The sequence below is a fragment of the Microcoleus sp. BROC3 genome (assembly GCF_036702515.1).
Classification (GTDB): Bacteria; Cyanobacteriota; Cyanobacteriia; order Cyanobacteriales; family Microcoleaceae; genus Microcoleus.
Window position 1 is genome coordinate 59328 of record NZ_JAUBTQ010000039.1, and the last position, 15500, is coordinate 74827.

Annotated in this window: 14 protein-coding genes; 9 read left to right on the forward strand and 5 right to left on the reverse strand. The window is 45.4% G+C overall.

All coding sequences use genetic code 11. The features are described 5' to 3' along the window. Positions 1–43: 43 nt before the first annotated feature. Positions 44–1486, forward strand: coding sequence for a D-alanyl-D-alanine carboxypeptidase/D-alanyl-D-alanine endopeptidase (gene dacB / locus QUB30_RS22855; RefSeq protein ID WP_333337952.1), 1443 nt, complete (start codon positions 44–46; stop codon positions 1484–1486). A 217-nt stretch (positions 1487–1703) separates the two neighbouring features. Next, positions 1704–2600: an alpha/beta hydrolase gene (locus tag QUB30_RS22860; RefSeq protein ID WP_333063306.1), complete on the forward strand. Its 897-nt coding sequence runs from the start codon at positions 1704–1706 to the stop codon at positions 2598–2600. A gap of 149 nt (positions 2601–2749) precedes the next feature. Here the strand turns inward: QUB30_RS22860 and QUB30_RS22865 are convergent, their stop codons facing one another. Both QUB30_RS22865 and QUB30_RS22870 read right to left on the reverse strand, forming a co-directional pair. Next, positions 2750–2974: a helix-turn-helix transcriptional regulator gene (locus QUB30_RS22865; protein WP_333337915.1), complete on the reverse strand. Its 225-nt coding sequence runs from the start codon at positions 2972–2974 to the stop codon at positions 2750–2752. Between the two features lie 29 nt (positions 2975–3003). Next, positions 3004–3477: a Coq4 family protein gene (locus tag QUB30_RS22870; RefSeq protein WP_333337918.1), complete on the reverse strand. Its 474-nt coding sequence runs from the start codon at positions 3475–3477 to the stop codon at positions 3004–3006. Positions 3478–4038: 561 nt separating this feature from the next. On the opposite strand from QUB30_RS22870, the gene QUB30_RS22875 reads away from it, so the two are divergent. Beyond that, positions 4039–4758, forward strand: a complete 720-nt coding sequence (locus tag QUB30_RS22875) for a hypothetical protein (RefSeq protein ID WP_333337922.1) — start codon at positions 4039–4041, stop codon at positions 4756–4758. Between the two features lie 119 nt (positions 4759–4877). Here QUB30_RS22875 and QUB30_RS22880 read toward each other — a convergent pair whose 3' ends face one another. Continuing rightward, a complete protein-coding gene (locus QUB30_RS22880; protein ID WP_333337925.1) occupies positions 4878–6362 on the reverse strand; it encodes a NarK family nitrate/nitrite MFS transporter in 1485 nt (494 codons plus the stop codon). A gap of 300 nt (positions 6363–6662) precedes the next feature. Here QUB30_RS22880 and QUB30_RS22885 point away from each other — a divergent pair, with 300 nt between their 5' ends. Further along, positions 6663–7100 carry a hypothetical protein gene (locus QUB30_RS22885; RefSeq protein ID WP_333337927.1) on the forward strand — a complete coding sequence of 146 codons (438 nt, stop codon included), beginning with the start codon at positions 6663–6665 and terminating at the stop codon, positions 7098–7100. 174 nt (positions 7101–7274) lie between these two features. On the opposite strand, the gene recA is transcribed toward QUB30_RS22885, so the two are convergent. Further along, complete coding sequence (gene recA / locus QUB30_RS22890) at positions 7275–8414, reverse strand: recombinase RecA (RefSeq protein ID WP_333337930.1); 1140 nt, start codon at positions 8412–8414, stop codon at positions 7275–7277. Positions 8415–8724: 310 nt separating this feature from the next. Between recA and QUB30_RS22895 the strand changes: the two genes are divergently transcribed. Beyond that, positions 8725–10341 (forward strand): glycosyltransferase family 39 protein, encoded by a 1617-nt coding sequence (locus QUB30_RS22895; RefSeq protein ID WP_333337933.1) that lies wholly within the window; start codon positions 8725–8727, stop codon positions 10339–10341. 389 nt (positions 10342–10730) lie between these two features. Further along, entirely contained in the window at positions 10731–12266 is a 1536-nt protein-coding gene (locus QUB30_RS22900; RefSeq protein ID WP_333337936.1) for a peptide ligase PGM1-related protein, read from the forward strand. A 172-nt stretch (positions 12267–12438) separates the two neighbouring features. Here QUB30_RS22900 and lepB read toward each other — a convergent pair whose 3' ends face one another. After that, positions 12439–13047: a signal peptidase I gene (gene lepB, locus QUB30_RS22905; protein WP_333337939.1), complete on the reverse strand. Its 609-nt coding sequence runs from the start codon at positions 13045–13047 to the stop codon at positions 12439–12441. A gap of 400 nt (positions 13048–13447) precedes the next feature. Between lepB and QUB30_RS22910 the strand changes: the two genes are divergently transcribed. The 3 genes from QUB30_RS22910 to QUB30_RS22920 all read left to right on the forward strand — a co-directional run bounded on the left by QUB30_RS22910 (position 13448) and on the right by QUB30_RS22920 (position 15428). Continuing rightward, complete coding sequence (locus QUB30_RS22910) at positions 13448–14770, forward strand: dihydroorotase (RefSeq protein WP_333337942.1); 1323 nt, start codon at positions 13448–13450, stop codon at positions 14768–14770. Positions 14771–14831: 61 nt separating this feature from the next. Next, complete coding sequence (locus tag QUB30_RS22915; protein ID WP_333337945.1) at positions 14832–15173, forward strand: DUF433 domain-containing protein; 342 nt, start codon at positions 14832–14834, stop codon at positions 15171–15173. Positions 15174–15176: 3 nt separating this feature from the next. After that, positions 15177–15428 (forward strand): DUF5615 family PIN-like protein, encoded by a 252-nt coding sequence (locus tag QUB30_RS22920; protein ID WP_445300532.1) that lies wholly within the window; start codon positions 15177–15179, stop codon positions 15426–15428. Positions 15429–15500: the final 72 nt, after the last annotated feature.

Genomic DNA, 15500 nt, shown 5'->3' on the forward strand with positions numbered 1-15500 from the left:
GGCTAATTTTAATAGTTATTGTTATGGAAATTGCGCTTTGAAAATCAAAGGAATTGCAGTTAGTTTGTTAATGCTAGTATTGGGGCGCACTCCGGCGGTAGTCGCTCAAACGCCGGCGGTTGCTGGGGATATTTGTCCTGGGGAATTGGGGGCACAAGTAGATGCGATCGCCAACCGTCCCGAATTTAGCCGATCGCGCTGGGGCATTTTGATTCAACCTCTATCTTCTACTACTACTCTCTACAGCCGCGACGCCCAAAAATATTTTATTCCAGCATCAAATGCCAAGCTGCTAACTACAGCCGCTGCTTTGCAGAAACTCGGTGCAGATTTTCGGATTAAGACTTCGGTTTACAGCGGCGAAAATGGAAGTTTGTACGTTGCCGGCAGGGGAGATCCGAGCATTGCTGAGCCTCAGTTGAAATCCTTGGCGCAGCAGTTGAAGCAGCGGGGAATCAGTCAAGTTAACGAGTTGATTGGCGATGACAGCTATTTTCAAGGCAGTGCAGTCAATCCGAATTGGGAATGGGAAGACGCGCAAGCTGGCTACGGAGCGCCGATTAACAGTTTAATTTTCAATCAAAATGCGATCGACCTTCTCTTGTCCCCACAGGCGATCGGGCAACCTCTGAAAGTTACTTTTGCCGAACCAAAGCTGGCAAATCAGTGGCAACTTCAGAACAATACTGTTACCGTCGCTCAAAACGAATCTGAGTTTATTGAAGTTGGCCGGGAGTTCGATCGACCTATAATTCGAGTGAGCGGACAGTTGAAAGTTGGTGGCGAACCTGAATCAGCTTATGTCGCAGTTGTCAACCCCGCTAATAATTTTTTGCAGTATTTTCAACAAGCCCTGGTGGCTGAGGGGATTCCTGTTAAACAAGCTTTAGTTGCCTCGGCTTCTCGCAATTTAAATCAAGAATTAGCGACCGTTGAATCGCCGCCGCTGGCGGAATTGGTGAGAGAAACTAATCGCGAAAGCAACAATCTTTATGCAGAAGTTTTATTGAGATTGTTGGGAAAAGTTACAGACAAGATGCCTCTGCCGCAAGATGATACAGGTGAAAGCGGTTTGAAAGAGCTAAAGGCAGTTTTAACTCAATTAGGAGTAAATCCAAACAGCTACATATTAGCCGACGGTTCCGGCTTGTCTCGGCACAATTTAATTACTCCAGAAGCCTTGGTGCAAACTTTGAGATTTATGGCAAACTCACCTGCTGCATCTATTTACCGCCAGTCACTGCCGATCGCTGGCGAGAACGGCACTTTGAAAAATCGCTTCAATAATACACCAAACCGCGTAATTTTGCAAGCAAAAACAGGAACTTTGAGCGGAGTTTCGGCGCTGTCGGGATATATCGAAGTTCCGAATTACGAGCCGTTGGTGTTTAGCATTATCGTCAATCAATCTGACCTATCGGCTGCAAAAATGCGATCGGCAACGGACGAAATTGTGCTATTATTGAATCGCCTGCGCCGCTGTTAAAACAATACATTTAAGGTAAAAAACGTGCGTTCAGTAGTTACGCCTAAAAAACCGGACACCCAACAACCCTACAAGTTTTAAGTTTCATTAGATTGCAGCGACGGGGATCGAAAAGCAGCTACAATAAAAGTAGAAAAATTAACACCATTGGGCCGTTTTAGCCTGCTACCAGTCGGCGGGTTCTGTACTTCCCGAAAATAAGTCTAACTTTCCAACTATGAATTCTTTCGATTCCGAACAGCAACACATTTTTGTCGAAACCAATAACATCCGCCTGCACTGCGTTTCTCAAGGAGAAGGCGAGCTTGTTCTCCTCCTGCATGGGTTTCCAGAGTTTTGGTACTCTTGGCGTCATCAAATTCCTGCTTTAGCGCGTCATTTCAAGGTTGTGGTGCCGGATTTGCGGGGCTACAACGATTCCGACAAGCCGGAAAGCGGCTATGATTTAGATACGCTGAGCGCGGATATTCGCGGTTTGATTGCGAGCCTCGGTTATACAAAAGCTCACGTTGTAGGTCATGATTGGGGAGGGGCGATTGCGTGGCACTTAGCTCAAAAATTCCCCGAACAACTCAACCGCTTGGCAATTTTAAACGCTCCGCACCCGCAGCGGTTCGTGCAGGAAATGGCGAGCAATTTAGATCAAATCCGCCGCAGTTGGTACGTTTTGGCGTTTCAGGTTCCCGGCATTCCCGAATGGTTGATCCGGCAAAACTTGAAAGATTTTGTACACAATGTTTTTCAAGGACAAGCTGTTCGCAAAGGATCTTTTAGCGCTGAGGAAACTAAGATTTATCAGACTGCTTTAGAAAAGCCGGGAGTATTAGCTGCCGCTATCAATTATTACCGGCAGATGTTTCATCCGCAGAGGCTTTGGAATTTGGGGCAGAAATTAGAACCTGTGACAGTGCCTACGTTGGTGCTTTGGGGAGAAGAAGATGCGTTTTTGAGCCACAAACTTGTAGAAGGTTTAGACAGATTAATTACTGCTCCGTTTAAGTTGAAATTAGTTCCTCACTGCGGCCACTGGATTCAGCAGGAAGCGCCGCAAACGGTGAATCGAGAATTGCTGAGTTTTCTAAGAAATTCTTCTCGTTCTGTGGCTTTGGCATAGAAGGTTTTAAACATTGCAAATGAAAACCCGGTTTTACAGCTAAACCGGGTTTTCATCTGTCTAGGGATAGGTTTTTTTTAGGGTGCGTCGTGCCTAGAGTTTCTGGATTACCAGAGAATTCAAGCTAGCTGACGCACCCTACTTATTTATTAGTCCCAGAGCAAATTTTCTTGGATCAGCAGTGCAATCATCGCACTTCTGGAACAAACACCGAGTTTGATAAAAATCCGCCTCACGTAAGTAGCAACCGTCCAGTGACTGATATTTAAATTTTTGGCAATACATTTGTTTGGCAGGCCTTGGGCTACTAATTGCGCGATCGCTCTTTCCCGTGGACTCAGGCTAATTTCCGGTTTGTAACTTGTGCTTTGCATACTTTTGCAAGGAGGTAACGAGTTAAAATCTAATCAATTAAGGGTTGAATTCCGAGTTTTTCTCGAACTTGAGATAAAGGAGTTTCCCAATCAGATGCAACGTCCCAGTCTATTAGCCGAGTGGCTAGTTTTCCGTGTTTTAAGCCTTTGATAATTTGTCCGATCGCGCATTTGCCGCCGATCAGTCCAACTAACACTAAAATCGCACAGGAAGGACGAAATACTTGAGCGCGAGTAAACGCTTGAAGTACCAATTCATCTTCTGTTGAAGCTGAAAGACCGGTCAGCACGTGCCAAACGTCGTGGTTTCGCTGAATCCAGTCTCCCGATGCGATCGGCTCAAAGCCTTGTTCGTCTAAAAATCGCGCCACTTCGCACCCTAATGTTCCTGCTGGCAGTTGGCGCAATTTTTCCAAGTCTATTTCAAAATGTCGATCGCTCTCAATTTGAGGATTAATTGTTCGAGCCATCTTTAATATAACTTCTAATTGACCGTCCGCCATGATTTATTCTTCCTCCAACAATGATTTAAGTTTCTAGCAAATTTAATTCGTGTTTTTCAAGTTCATTTTTCGCTGAATCAATACGATTTTTTTTACGGACTCAGCTTAGAAATCGTACTTTCTGTCACAGCAATTGGCTTTCAGGAGCTTTTACATTTCTTTACAAATAGCCTCAGAGGTGAAATCTGCCAGTTGTCAAAATCGGGCTAGTGTTAGTTACCGCAACTTGACCCACCGGGAAGTAACCGTAAAATCCACAGTATTTAGCGGTGATTGGAACTCCCTTACTTACGTATATAAATTTATTCTGCGGCTCATTATTGGAACCTGCAATGAGTCAGAAGTTGAACCGTGTAAACCAAGCGATGCGGGTGCTAGCAAGTGAAGAGAGTTGAAGGGACCTGAAGTAAGATGAAGTTATGCAGAGTTGATGCCGGGGATGCTCCGCGCCCAGGGTCAGACGAGTGCGCAGTCGCTCAAATGAGTGTCACTAATTGGAGCGACTGGTGAAGTATTTGGATACTAGGTATAATAAAGTATAATTTCCTAAAAGGTATGGCCATGAAACGACTTAATATTTGGTTTTATGCAGGAGTTTTGTCATTAATTTGGTGCCGTGCTGCTAGCGCTACCACTTATGTTGATCCCAACGGTCAAACTACTTTAAACCTGTCAGAAAAAGGGAACAATCGCAGCAGTTTTTACTTGACCAAAGTAGGCAATCGGGAATTTTTGGGCAATGTTAAAATTACCCGTTCCGAAGGAGCAGCAGGCTCTTACTATTACAACGGAACTTTCAAAGACAGTGCGAGTGGCCCTGGCAAAAAAATTGTTTGTTCTGGAGATATTACCATTGTCACGCGTCAAGCTGGAAGGAGCAGCCAATTGGGAGCGGAAGTTACTTGGAAGGTGAAAGCAGGAGAAAATTGTCCTTCTGTGGGCAAGACAGTTAAAGTAAATTTAGTCGAAGCTTTACCGCGTCCTAATGCAAGTGGCGACTATACTGCTAGCAATGCTAATACTTGGTTGACTGAAACTGCTGGATCTGGAACTTGGCCATTGTGGCGAATCACGTCACGGGATGGAAAACTCAACTGTCGCCAGACGCCAAACGGAGCAATTAAACAAGTTTACAGCGCTAACAAAGATAAAATTTTCGGTGAACTCAGGGGAACAAATGCAATTAAAATTGAGAAAGGTCAACCCTGGCTGCTGACAACAAATGGCTGTTATGTGCGCGCTAATTCTCAATACATTCAGCCAATTTCTTTGCCACAGTAAGTGACAAAAGTGATAAATAAACTGCTGCTCATCTCAAAGCCAAACTTCTTAAATAAAGAAGTCCGCCTGCTGGGTGTTCTGTTGTTTTAAGTTGTTGTACTTAAAACCTGATTTGCCATTTAGTGGCCCAGCAGCATAGCTTCTTCTGCCAAATCTTTGCTTTCAATAACCTTCGGTTCCTTCAGGATAAAAACACAAAGGAAGCACACAATTACAGCAGCAATTCCGAGTACCTCAAAGAAGCTGCGGTTGCCTGCCACTGTTTGGGGCAGAAAGCTATAAAGGGTGGCATAAATTACAGATCCGACACTGCCGTAAGCACCGATATTGCCGGCAATTTGACCAGTTACTTCTCGTTTAATTAAGGAGGCGATGCCAAAAGTTGCGCCTGCTGCGGCGAAGACAAAGAAGGCACATAACATGGTCACGATAATCACAATTGCTAAATGCCAGTTTGCCGTAATTTGGCTCATAATTAAATACCCCAATCCCACTCCGCCGGTCATCACTGTCAGCGTCCACTTCCGGCTGCCGATTTTATCAGAAATTAAGCCTCCGGCTGGACGGCTGACCAAGTTCATCAGGGGATAGCTAGCAGCTATCGGCCCGGCGATCGCATGATTTAGATTGAAGGTGTGTTCAAAAAATTCCGGTAACATGGAAACCACAGCGAGCTCTGAACCAAAGCTGACTGCATAAGCTAATTCTAATACGAATACTTGACTGATTTGATAGCGTTCTTGAGGTGGGTAATGTTTTTGACCGGTGACAACTTCTCGGTTAACTTCCCAGGCTTTGTAAGCTTGAATTAAATACAGTGCTGTCAAACTAATCCAAATAGCGTACATCACATTTGCAGTCAGAAAATTTGCTTTCTGCAAGCGCCACACAATCAAAGCTAAGGCACCAAATAGAGGAATATTGGTCATCGACAGTGCCCAAAAGCTTTTGGCGCTGGTGACTTCCATTGCGCCGTTGCGGGCCGGGCGCTGATAGACTTTGCCGGGAGGAGTGTCTTGAACGTTGCAGTAAAAAATGACTCCGAAAACTGCTGTGGCAATTCCAGTAAGGGCGATCGCCAGCCGCCAATTTGTGTGTCCGACTGAGAGAAAAGCTGTTCCTGCTGCGATCGCCGGTAACGCTGCTTCTGCGGCAAAAGAGCCAAAGTTGCCCCAGCCGCCGTAGATACCTTGAGCGAAGCCGATATCTTTTGGGGGAAACCATTCGGCAACTAAGCGAATACCAACCACGAATCCAGCACCGACAATTCCCATTGCCAAACGGCTCAAAACCAACTGATTGAAGTTTTGGGCAAAGGCGAATGCCAGTGTAGGAAATGCTGCATACACAAGGAGTGAAGAGAAGGTGATGCGAGGCCCGAAGCGATCGAGCAACATCCCGATAATAATACGTGCAGGAATTGCGAAAGCTAGGTTGGACAGACTGATGATTCTGGCTTGCCCAACTGTCAGTCCCAAATCGTGCTGCACCGTTGTGCTGAATGGTGCGTAGTTGAACCACACTACGAAAGTTAAGAAAAAAGCAAACCAACTCAGGTTCAGAATCCGAAAAGGCCCTCTGAACGATAAAAGCCCTTGAAGCATATATAACTTGTCCTAATAAATAATACAGATTATTAATTTCGAGTTGACTTTCTAACTTTTTGGGGTAACGGTTTATTTACGATCGCGCTTTTATGTTGCGTTCCAATTCAAGTGGATGTCCAGAGGAAAAATTGTATACAAAGTTACTGTTTGTGATCAAAACCCCAACTCGCGCATCGAATTAATGCAGATAGTGCATTTAAACCTAGTTTTAGTAATAAATACTTATTGCGTTCAAATAAAAAAAACAGTATATTTGAATACAGAAATTAAATTTATTTTAATAACGGGTAAGTAAAAATGCTTGTACGCTTAACCGAAAGAGAAACTCAGCAAGGCGATCGCCACTCAACCAGTGCCATGAACAACGGATTAAACGTTAAATCAAGACTTTTTAGTTTTCTGACAGTATGTGTAGCAGTGGCTGGATGCTTGGGAACTGCTTCTGGGGCGATCGCCCAGGAAGCTCAACCGCAAGTAAAAGCACAGGCGATCGAGCAATCCAATCAGCAGCCAGTCAACAGCAGGACAAGTCAACCTACTGCTGCCCCTCAATTCGATGCAGCAGCGCAAGAAGAAATTGCTCAGATGTTGCTGGGATTTATCTATTTTGTGTTGCCAGTGGGTGTGGGCTTAACTATTTTTCTGCACGACAAATATGCTCAGAAGCGCTCTGCTACTCTCAACCAGCAGATAGAAGTTTTAGAGATTTCCTTGCACCAAACTCCTCAACATTAAACAATGTGGTGAAATACTCTTATTTTAGAACCCCGACTTCATCGAAGAAGTCGGGGTTCTTTGTATTCTCTCCAATGCTTTACTCCTAGATATTAAAAAAACAGAATAAACAGAGCCCAGACTTCTTTAAAAAGTCGGGGCTCTAACAGGTATCGCATTTATTGACTAAAAGATTTAGATTTCTTCCAAATCCTCTACATCTTCTACATTATCTAGATCTTCTACATTGTCTAGATCTTCTGCATCCTCATCCTCATTGTCAACAGGGGCAACAGAATTAGCAGAAACCACAGCACCAGTCTCAAGTTTCTTTTTAACTAGCTCCTCAATTTCATTTTTGAAATCGATGTTTTTCTCCATGTGCTGGATCACTTTGTCTCGTCCTTGAGCTATGTTCTCTCCGTTGTAGCTATACCAAGAACCTTTTTTCATAATTACTCCCATTTCGTCGGCCAAGTCAGTCAGACAGCCTAAAGTAGAAATGCCTTTGCCAAATACAATGTCAAATTCGGCAATACGGAAAGGCGGAGCAACTTTATTTTTAGCAACTTTAACTTTCGTGCGGTTGCCGTATTCTTCTGTACCTTTTTTCAAGCTTTGAATGCGGCGAATGTCAAGCCGCACGCTGGCGTAGAACTTGAGTGCGTTACCGCCGGTTGTTGTTTCCGGGTTGCCGTAAGTTATGCCGATTTTCTGCCGCAATTGGTTGAGGAAAATGACGGTACAGCCAGATTTGCCGATGTTGCCGGTGATTTTCCGCAAAGCTTGACTCATCAAGCGCGCTTGCAAACCCATGTGGGAGTCGCCCATGTCGCCTTCGATTTCGGCGCGGGGCACGAGGGCGGCTACGGAGTCAATTACTACGATATCGACGGCGACGGAACGCACGAGTTGATCGACAATTTCCAGGGCCATTTCGCCGGTATCCGGCTGGGAAACTAAGAGATTTTCAATATCCACGCCCAAAGCTGAGGCGTAGGTGGGGTCGAGGGCGTGTTCGGCATCGACGAAGGCTGCGATACCGCCGGATTTTTGGACTTCCGCGATCGCGTGGAGGGCTAGAGTGGTTTTACCGGAACTTTCCGGGCCGTAAATTTCAATAACTCGACCTTTTGGCAAACCGCCGCCCAAAGCAATGTCCAGTGTCAGGGCTCCGGTGGGAATGGTTTCTACCCTCATGCGAGTCGAGTCTCCCAATCGGACGATCGCTCCTTTGCCAAAGCTGCGCTCGATTTGGGAAAGTACGGAAGTTAGGGCTTTTTGCTTTTCTGAGTTTTCTGTTGTAGTTTTTATAGACTCTTTGCTTTTTGCCATTTGCGGTACGCGGGTAGACCCCTTGCGGAGCTTGTTGATTAACTGTACAACACGTATGTTAGCAGTTATTTTTTGGCTCTGGAGGTTCTGCGGGGATTTGGTTTAAGATTCTTGATTTTGGGGGTGGTTCAGCCTGAGCCAGCTTTCACAAGGCCCAAGATGTAGAAGATATTTAACTGGTTCCCAGGCTCTGTCTGGGAACCGATGTCCAGAGGCTCTGCCTCGAAAAGCTTACATTCAAAGCAGAGCCTCCGGATCTGTGTTACCAGGCAGAGCCTGGTAACAAGTAATCGCCACAATTAGGACAAGCATGGGATCTACAACACATCAAGACACATTTGTTAATACCCAAAATTCCCGCTGGCTGATGAACTTATTGGCGATCGGTATTTTATTAGGTATCGGATTTAGGTTTTTTGAGATCGATCGCAAACTGTACTGGCACGACGAAGCGTACACATCAATCCGCGCCGCTGGTTTCACACGCCAAGAAATCGACGACGAACTATTCCAAAACCGGATTTTTCCGGCATCAGAATTGCAAAAATATCAGCGGATTAAACCGGGAAGTACAGAAGCAGACACAATTCGTTCTTTAGCACTAGAAGACCCGCAGCATCCGCCTTTATACTTTCTCATGGCTCGTTGGTGGATGCAGCAATTTGGCAGTTCTCTAACAGCATCCCGCACTTTGCCAGCACTATTGAGTTTGCTGTCGCTGCCTTTGATGTACGCTTTAGCTCAGGAACTTTTCGCCTCGAATTTTGCTGCGTTATTAGCAACAGCACTTTTGGCTTTATCTCCCTTTGACATATTGTTTGCTCAGACAGCAAGGCAGTACAGTTTGCTGACAGCCACAGTTATTGGCAGCAGTTGGCTGCTGCTGAGAGCAGTGCGGTTGCGGGGTTGGAAAAATTGGGTATTTTACTCGCTGGCGATCGCCCTTGGTTTCTACACTCACCCTTTCTTCAGTTTAACACTCATCGGACACGGAGTTTTTATAATTACTTACTGGTTGTTTGTGAAAAAAACAAAATTGCCAGGTCACGTCACTAATTCCCAATTTTTCTTAGCAGTAACAGCAGCTTTAATATTGTATATACCCTGGATTTACGTGCTGGCGACCAACCTGGGACGAGCATCAGCTACGACAGATTGGACGCGAGTATCTCCGGGTTGGCTGTATCTTGTCAAATTGTGGACGCTCAGCTTTACAGCCTTATTTTTTGATTTCGACTTAGGCTTTGATAATATTTGGACTTATCTGCTGAGATTGCCATTTTTGCTGTTAATTGCGGCAGCCCTTTACCAAATCTGCCGCCGGACTAGCAGTTCAACTTGGCTGTTTATTGTAACATCAATTTTTGTACCTTTTTTGCTCCTGGCTTTACCGGATCTAATCCTAGGCGGCAAACGTTCCGCCGTCAGCCGCTATCTGATTTCCTGCTTTCCGGGAGTGCAGCTAGCAGTTGCTTACTTGCTCGCCTGTTACCTGAAAACTCAGCAGCGGTTTTGGCAAGTCATTTTAGCCCTGGTATTTACAGCAAGTATAGCATCCTGTACGGTCAGCGCTTTTTCTGATACTTGGTGGAGCAAAGACTTGAGCTATTTTAATGCTGAAGTTGCGAAAATTATTAACAAAGAGGCGATAGCTAACCGATCGATTAAAGATACAATTGTAATTAGCGATCGCGGGAACGATTTTACGAACATGGGAGATTTGCTTTCTCTGAGTTATTTGCTCGACAAAGACGTGCGTTTGATCCTGATGAGCCAGTCGCCAGAAATCGAGATGCTGAACAAATATTCGGCTCCCGTGGTATTCCGCCCTTCGGAAAAATTGCGCTCGGCACTCAAGCAAAATCAACGCCGCTTGGAGCCGATATTGGAGTATGCCAGATTTTTTAGAGTGCGGCGAGCTTCTTAAACCAATTCCCAAAAGTAGTGATAGCGATACAGATAGATTGTACGCGAGCCTTTGTAGGGATACCGCACCGTGCCGTCTCCGACGCTGTAGGGATACGGCATTGCCCAAGGAGTGTCAACTTAAGCCTGAAACCCCTGAGAAATCTCGTTTTTACGCTAAGTCTAGATCCCCCTAAATCCCCCTTAAGAAGGGGGACTTTGATCCATTTCCGGTTTCCCCCTTCTTAAGGGGGGCTAGGGGGGATCTAGATTTAATGGTCAAACAGCATTCTCTGGCTGGGTTTGACGTTAAGTTGACACCTATGGGCACGGTTCAGTGTCCGTACTTATCTGGGCTGATACACCAGACATCATCAGCAATAATTATTTGAATACTTAGGATAAAAAGCAATGCAAGAGTTAAATAATTCATCTTCCGAATCCGCGCAGAAGTTTCGCAATCTTCAGACAGAATTACGCGAACGTTGGGGAGCGACAGAAGAATTCGACAGCGGAGATTGTGACATTATTATCATTCCTTCTGTCAGCTTAGATCAGCAAGAAATGCGGAAAATTGAGGGCGCTTACCACTACGAAGAGCGGCATTTATTTTCATTGATTCGCCTGCGAAATCCCCGCACGCGCTTAATTTACATTACCTCGGAGCCCTTGCACCCGATGATTGTGGATTATTACCTGCAATTGCTGCCGGGAATTCCATTTTCTCACGCGCGCGATCGGCTTGTGCTATTCAGTGCTTACGATGCTTCTGCCAAATCCCTCACCCAGAAAATTTTAGATCGTCCCCGCTTAATGGAGCGCATTCGTCAAGCAGTGCGGCCGACAAAATCCTATATGGTTTGTTATAACTCGACGCCCTTAGAACGCGAGTTATCTGTTAAATTGGGAATTCCTTTGTGGGCCAGCGATCCCGATCTGTTATACTGGGGAACCAAAAGCGGTAGCAGGCAAATTTTTAAAGAATGTGGCGTGCCTTATCCTGACGGTTCCGAGTTGGTTTGGAATGCGGAAGATTTAGCGGAAGCTGCGGCGGATTTGTGGGCACGGCAGCCGCATTTGCAACGGATCGTAATTAAGTTAAATGAAGGTTTTTCGGGGGAAGGAAATGCAATTTTAGATCTGAAGTCCCTCGCAGGTAAAGCGCCTCAAGAAAGAGCGAAGGCAATTGGCGATCACTTCCATAATTTGCGATTTCAAGCAACGGGCGAAACCTGGGAAAATTTTAGCAGCCGCATTCCCGAATTAGGGGCAATTGCCGAAGCATTTATCGAAGGAGAAGAAAAGTTCTCGCCCAGCGTTCAAGGCAGAATTGTCCCCAGCGGCGAAGTAGAAATTCTCTCAACCCACGACCAAATTTTAGGAGGCCCAGACGGTCAAATTTTCTTGGGTTGCCGATTTCCTGCGGACGAATCTTACCGGCTGGCGTTGCAAGAATTGGGATGGAAAGTCGGGCAAAACTTAGCTAAAAAAGGCGCTTTAGAGAGATTTGGAGTAGATTTTCTCGCGGTAAAGCAATCCGATGGGAAATGGGATCTTCAAGCAATAGAAATTAACTTACGTAAAGGAGGCACAACTCATCCGTTTATGGCTTTGAAGCTGTTAACAAACGGTCGGTACGAGCGTACTACCGGATTATTTTACAGCCTGCAGGGCCGTCCAAAATATTATGTCGCTTCGGACAATTTGAAAAAAGAGCGCTATCGGGGATTATTACCGAACGATTTGATGGATATTATTGCTGACAATCAACTGCACTTTGACAGCGGTACAGAGACGGGCAGTGTGTTTCATTTAATGGGTTGTTTGTCGGAGTTTGGCAAATTGGGAGTGACCAGTATTGGCAATTCGCAGCAAGAAGCTGAGGAGATGTATAACAAAGTTGTGAAAGTTCTCGATCGCGAAACGTCAGGCGATTTTAGATTTTAGAATTGATCCAGCCAGTCAGCTTAGATCCCCGGCTTCTTGAAGAAGTCGGGGATCTAATATCCCTCGCGTTTTGTATAGCAACCGGCAAGACGATTAGGATGTTCTTAATCGCCGAAACTATTGCTCTTATTGCATTTGCCTTCTTCCTTCTTCATTCTTCCTTCCGTTAGAGCTAATTTTTAGCGGGATAGAGGGGTGTGGGGTCGATCGAACCTGTGCGGTTGAGCGGCCAAAAACGCACAATTGCCCTACCGATGATATTTTGCTTCGGCACAAAGCCCCAATAATGGCTGTCACAGCTTGCGTTGCGGTTGTCGCCGAGCACCAAGTAAGAATTTTGAGCTACAACTACAGGCCCGTAAGGATACTGCGGAATTTCTTCAATATATTTTTCCTGTAGCGGCTGCTTGTTAATAAAAACTTTTCCGTCTTTGACTTGCACAGTGTCCCCTGGAAGTCCGATAACTCGCTTGATATAGGCATCTTTGATCGGTGGCGGCTGTCCCGTGCACAAACTAGCCGGGTCAGGAGGCATAAATACGATAATATCTCCTCGCTGGGGATCTTGGAATCGATAGCTTACCTTATCTATAATTAATCGATCGTTAATTTGTAAGGTTGGAAGCATCGAGCCGGTGGGAATGTAGCGAGCTTCGGCAACCAAGGTGCGGATGCCAAAGGCCAAAAATGCTGCTAAGCCGATCGTCTTAATTCCTTCTATCCAAGGATTTTCGGTGTCTTGCGATGGTTTTTCGTCGGCTGACTTGTCTAGACGAGTCATAAGTATTAAGTGACTGGGCTGGATACAAATTATAAACTTAATTCCGAGTTTTTTCAGGAAATCTGCAAAATCTTTGCCGGCAGGGTGGGTTTTTGCATTTGCCCTGTTAATTGACGAGTCCAAAACCTCGATTTGTGTGCGAAGAATTTTTTATGACTCGCTAGGAATGCCTACCCATAAAAAAATATTTGTTGCTTTACAGGAATCTGCCTGTCACTTCAAACCTGCCCAATAAAAAACCGGGTTTCTTACATAGATATATCGTCCTCAACTTCTTGTTTTTTGTATAAACCGGGTTGGTGAGCGCAACTCCCATTCATATTTCTTACTATTAGCAGACCTATTTTGAGGATAAAATTTTTATAGACTCACACACACATCACTCATTTAATTATAGCTTATGCCGACCACATCAAGTTTGTTAATCCGCCGCGCACGCATTTTGTTACCCGACGGCGAGTTTTTGGTAGGGGACGTGCAAATCTGCGATGGCAAAATTGTTCGGGTTGCTCCTGAAATAGCCGCATCGGGCGATCGAGAAATAGATGCGATCGGCTTAACTCTGTTACCCGGAGTAATTGATCCCCAGGTACACTTCCGCGAACCGGGTTTAGAACACAAGGAAGACTTATTTACCGCTAGCTGTGCTTGCGCTAAAGGCGGCGTGACATCGTTTCTGGAAATGCCGAATACGCGACCTCTGACCACAACCCAAGCTGCCTTAGATGATAAACTAAGTCGCGCTGCCGAGAAGTGTTTGGTGAACTACGGCTTTTTTATTGGTGCAACGCCCGAGAATTTGCCGGATTTGTTGAATGCGAATCCGACTCCGGGAATTAAGGTGTTTATGGGTTCGATGCACGGGCAGTTGTTGGTGGATGGAGAAGCAACTTTAGAGGCGATTTTTGCAGCAGGCGATCGACTAATTGCCGTGCACGCAGAAGACCAAGCTAGAATCAACCAGAGGCGTCAGGAATTTGCCGGAATTTCCGATGTAGCCGTGCACTCGCAAATTCAAGACAATCAAGCAGCCTTGTTAGCAACTCAGCTAGCCTTAAAACTTTCTAATAAATATCAGCGCCGTCTGCACATTCTGCACCTTTCTACTGGGGATGAAGCTGAGTTGTTGCGCCAGGAAAAACCGAGTTGGGTGACAGCAGAAGTTACGCCGCAGCATTTGTTGTTAAATACCAGCGCCTATCAAAAAATTGGCAGTTTAGCTCAGATGAATCCGCCTTTGCGCGAGCCCCGCGATAACGAAATACTTTGGCAAGCTTTACTCGACGGCGTAATTGATTTTATCGCCACCGATCACGCGCCGCACACATTAGCAGAAAAAGCTCAAGAATATCCAAATACGCCGTCGGGAATGCCCGGAGTCGAAACTTCTTTGCCTTTGATGCTGACGCAAGCAGTAGAGGGAAGATGTACAGTGGCACAAGTTGCTAATTGGATGTCGGCGGCAGTTGCTAAGGCTTATAAGATTCCCAACAAAGGGGCGATTGCTCCGGGTTTTGATGCCGATTTGGTATTAGTAGATTTGGATAATTATCGACCTGTGCTGCGAGAAGAAATGGTGACAAAGTGCGGCTGGAGTCCTTTTGAAGGTTGGAGTTTGACTGGATGGCCAGTTGTGACTGTTGTTGGAGGAAAAGTTGTTTTTGAGAATGGTAAATTGGATACAAATGTGAGGGGAGAAGCCTTGACATTTGACGCGGAGTAAGCATGAATTTAACTCAAGTGTTATAATTGGGTATTCCTGCATCGCAAAAGCGATTTTACCCATGATCCTCGAAGAACTAGAAACACAACTCCTGGCCTTAACTCCGACTGAGAAAGCTGAAGTCATAAGACTGTTAGCCCAAAGTTTAAGTAATAGCTGGCCAGGAATTACTAAAACTCCCGACGTGTGTGGCGGCGATGCTTGCATTGCCCAAACTAGACTTCCCGTTTGGCTGTTCGTGAGTTTGCGCCGTCAAGGTTCAAGTGATGCTGAACTTCTACAATTTTATCCCCAGTTGAATGCTGCAAACTTAGTAAATGTCTGGACTTATGCTGAGGCTAATTCCGAAGAAATTGAAACAGCACTCCGAGAAGAAGCAGCAGCAATGATGCAGGAAGTATAATTTATGGCACGTCTCTATGCAGATGAACAGTTCCCGTTTCCTGTTGTGGCATTGCTGCGAAATTTCGGTCACGATGCCCTGACTATTCAAGAGGCAGGAAATGCCGGAGATGATGACCCCGAAGTATTAGCCTTTGCTGTGAATAACGATCGGGCGGTTATGAGGCAAAATCGTCGGCATTTCATTCGCTTGCACACTCAACAACCAAATCATGCTGGTATTATCGTGTGTACAGACGATAATAATCTAGGGTAGTAGTGCATAGTAATGGTAAACTTGAGGTCAGAACCTTGAAGAATTTCAGTCAAGTCGATGAATTGTCCTAAG

Bases quoted from the DNA above. Each gene is read 5' to 3' on its own strand.
- QUB30_RS22860 (WP_333063306.1), top strand. From the start codon at position 1,704: ATGAATTCTTTCGATTCCGAACAGCAACACATTTTTGTCGAAACCAAT.
- QUB30_RS22865 (WP_333337915.1), bottom strand. From the start codon at position 2,974: ATGCAAAGCACAAGTTACAAACCGGAAATTAGCCTGAGTCCACGGGAA.
- QUB30_RS22870 (WP_333337918.1), bottom strand. From the start codon at position 3,477: ATGGCGGACGGTCAATTAGAAGTTATATTAAAGATGGCTCGAACAATT.
- QUB30_RS22875 (WP_333337922.1), top strand. From the start codon at position 4,039: ATGAAACGACTTAATATTTGGTTTTATGCAGGAGTTTTGTCATTAATT.
- QUB30_RS22880 (WP_333337925.1), bottom strand. From the start codon at position 6,362: ATGCTTCAAGGGCTTTTATCGTTCAGAGGGCCTTTTCGGATTCTGAAC.
- QUB30_RS22885 (WP_333337927.1), top strand. From the start codon at position 6,663: ATGCTTGTACGCTTAACCGAAAGAGAAACTCAGCAAGGCGATCGCCAC.
- recA (WP_333337930.1), bottom strand. From the start codon at position 8,414: ATGGCAAAAAGCAAAGAGTCTATAAAAACTACAACAGAAAACTCAGAA.
- QUB30_RS22895 (WP_333337933.1), top strand. From the start codon at position 8,725: ATGGGATCTACAACACATCAAGACACATTTGTTAATACCCAAAATTCC.
- QUB30_RS22900 (WP_333337936.1), top strand. From the start codon at position 10,731: ATGCAAGAGTTAAATAATTCATCTTCCGAATCCGCGCAGAAGTTTCGC.
- lepB (WP_333337939.1), bottom strand. From the start codon at position 13,047: ATGACTCGTCTAGACAAGTCAGCCGACGAAAAACCATCGCAAGACACC.
- QUB30_RS22910 (WP_333337942.1), top strand. From the start codon at position 13,448: ATGCCGACCACATCAAGTTTGTTAATCCGCCGCGCACGCATTTTGTTA.
- QUB30_RS22915 (WP_333337945.1), top strand. From the start codon at position 14,832: ATGATCCTCGAAGAACTAGAAACACAACTCCTGGCCTTAACTCCGACT.
- QUB30_RS22920 (WP_445300532.1), top strand. From the start codon at position 15,177: ATGGCACGTCTCTATGCAGATGAACAGTTCCCGTTTCCTGTTGTGGCA.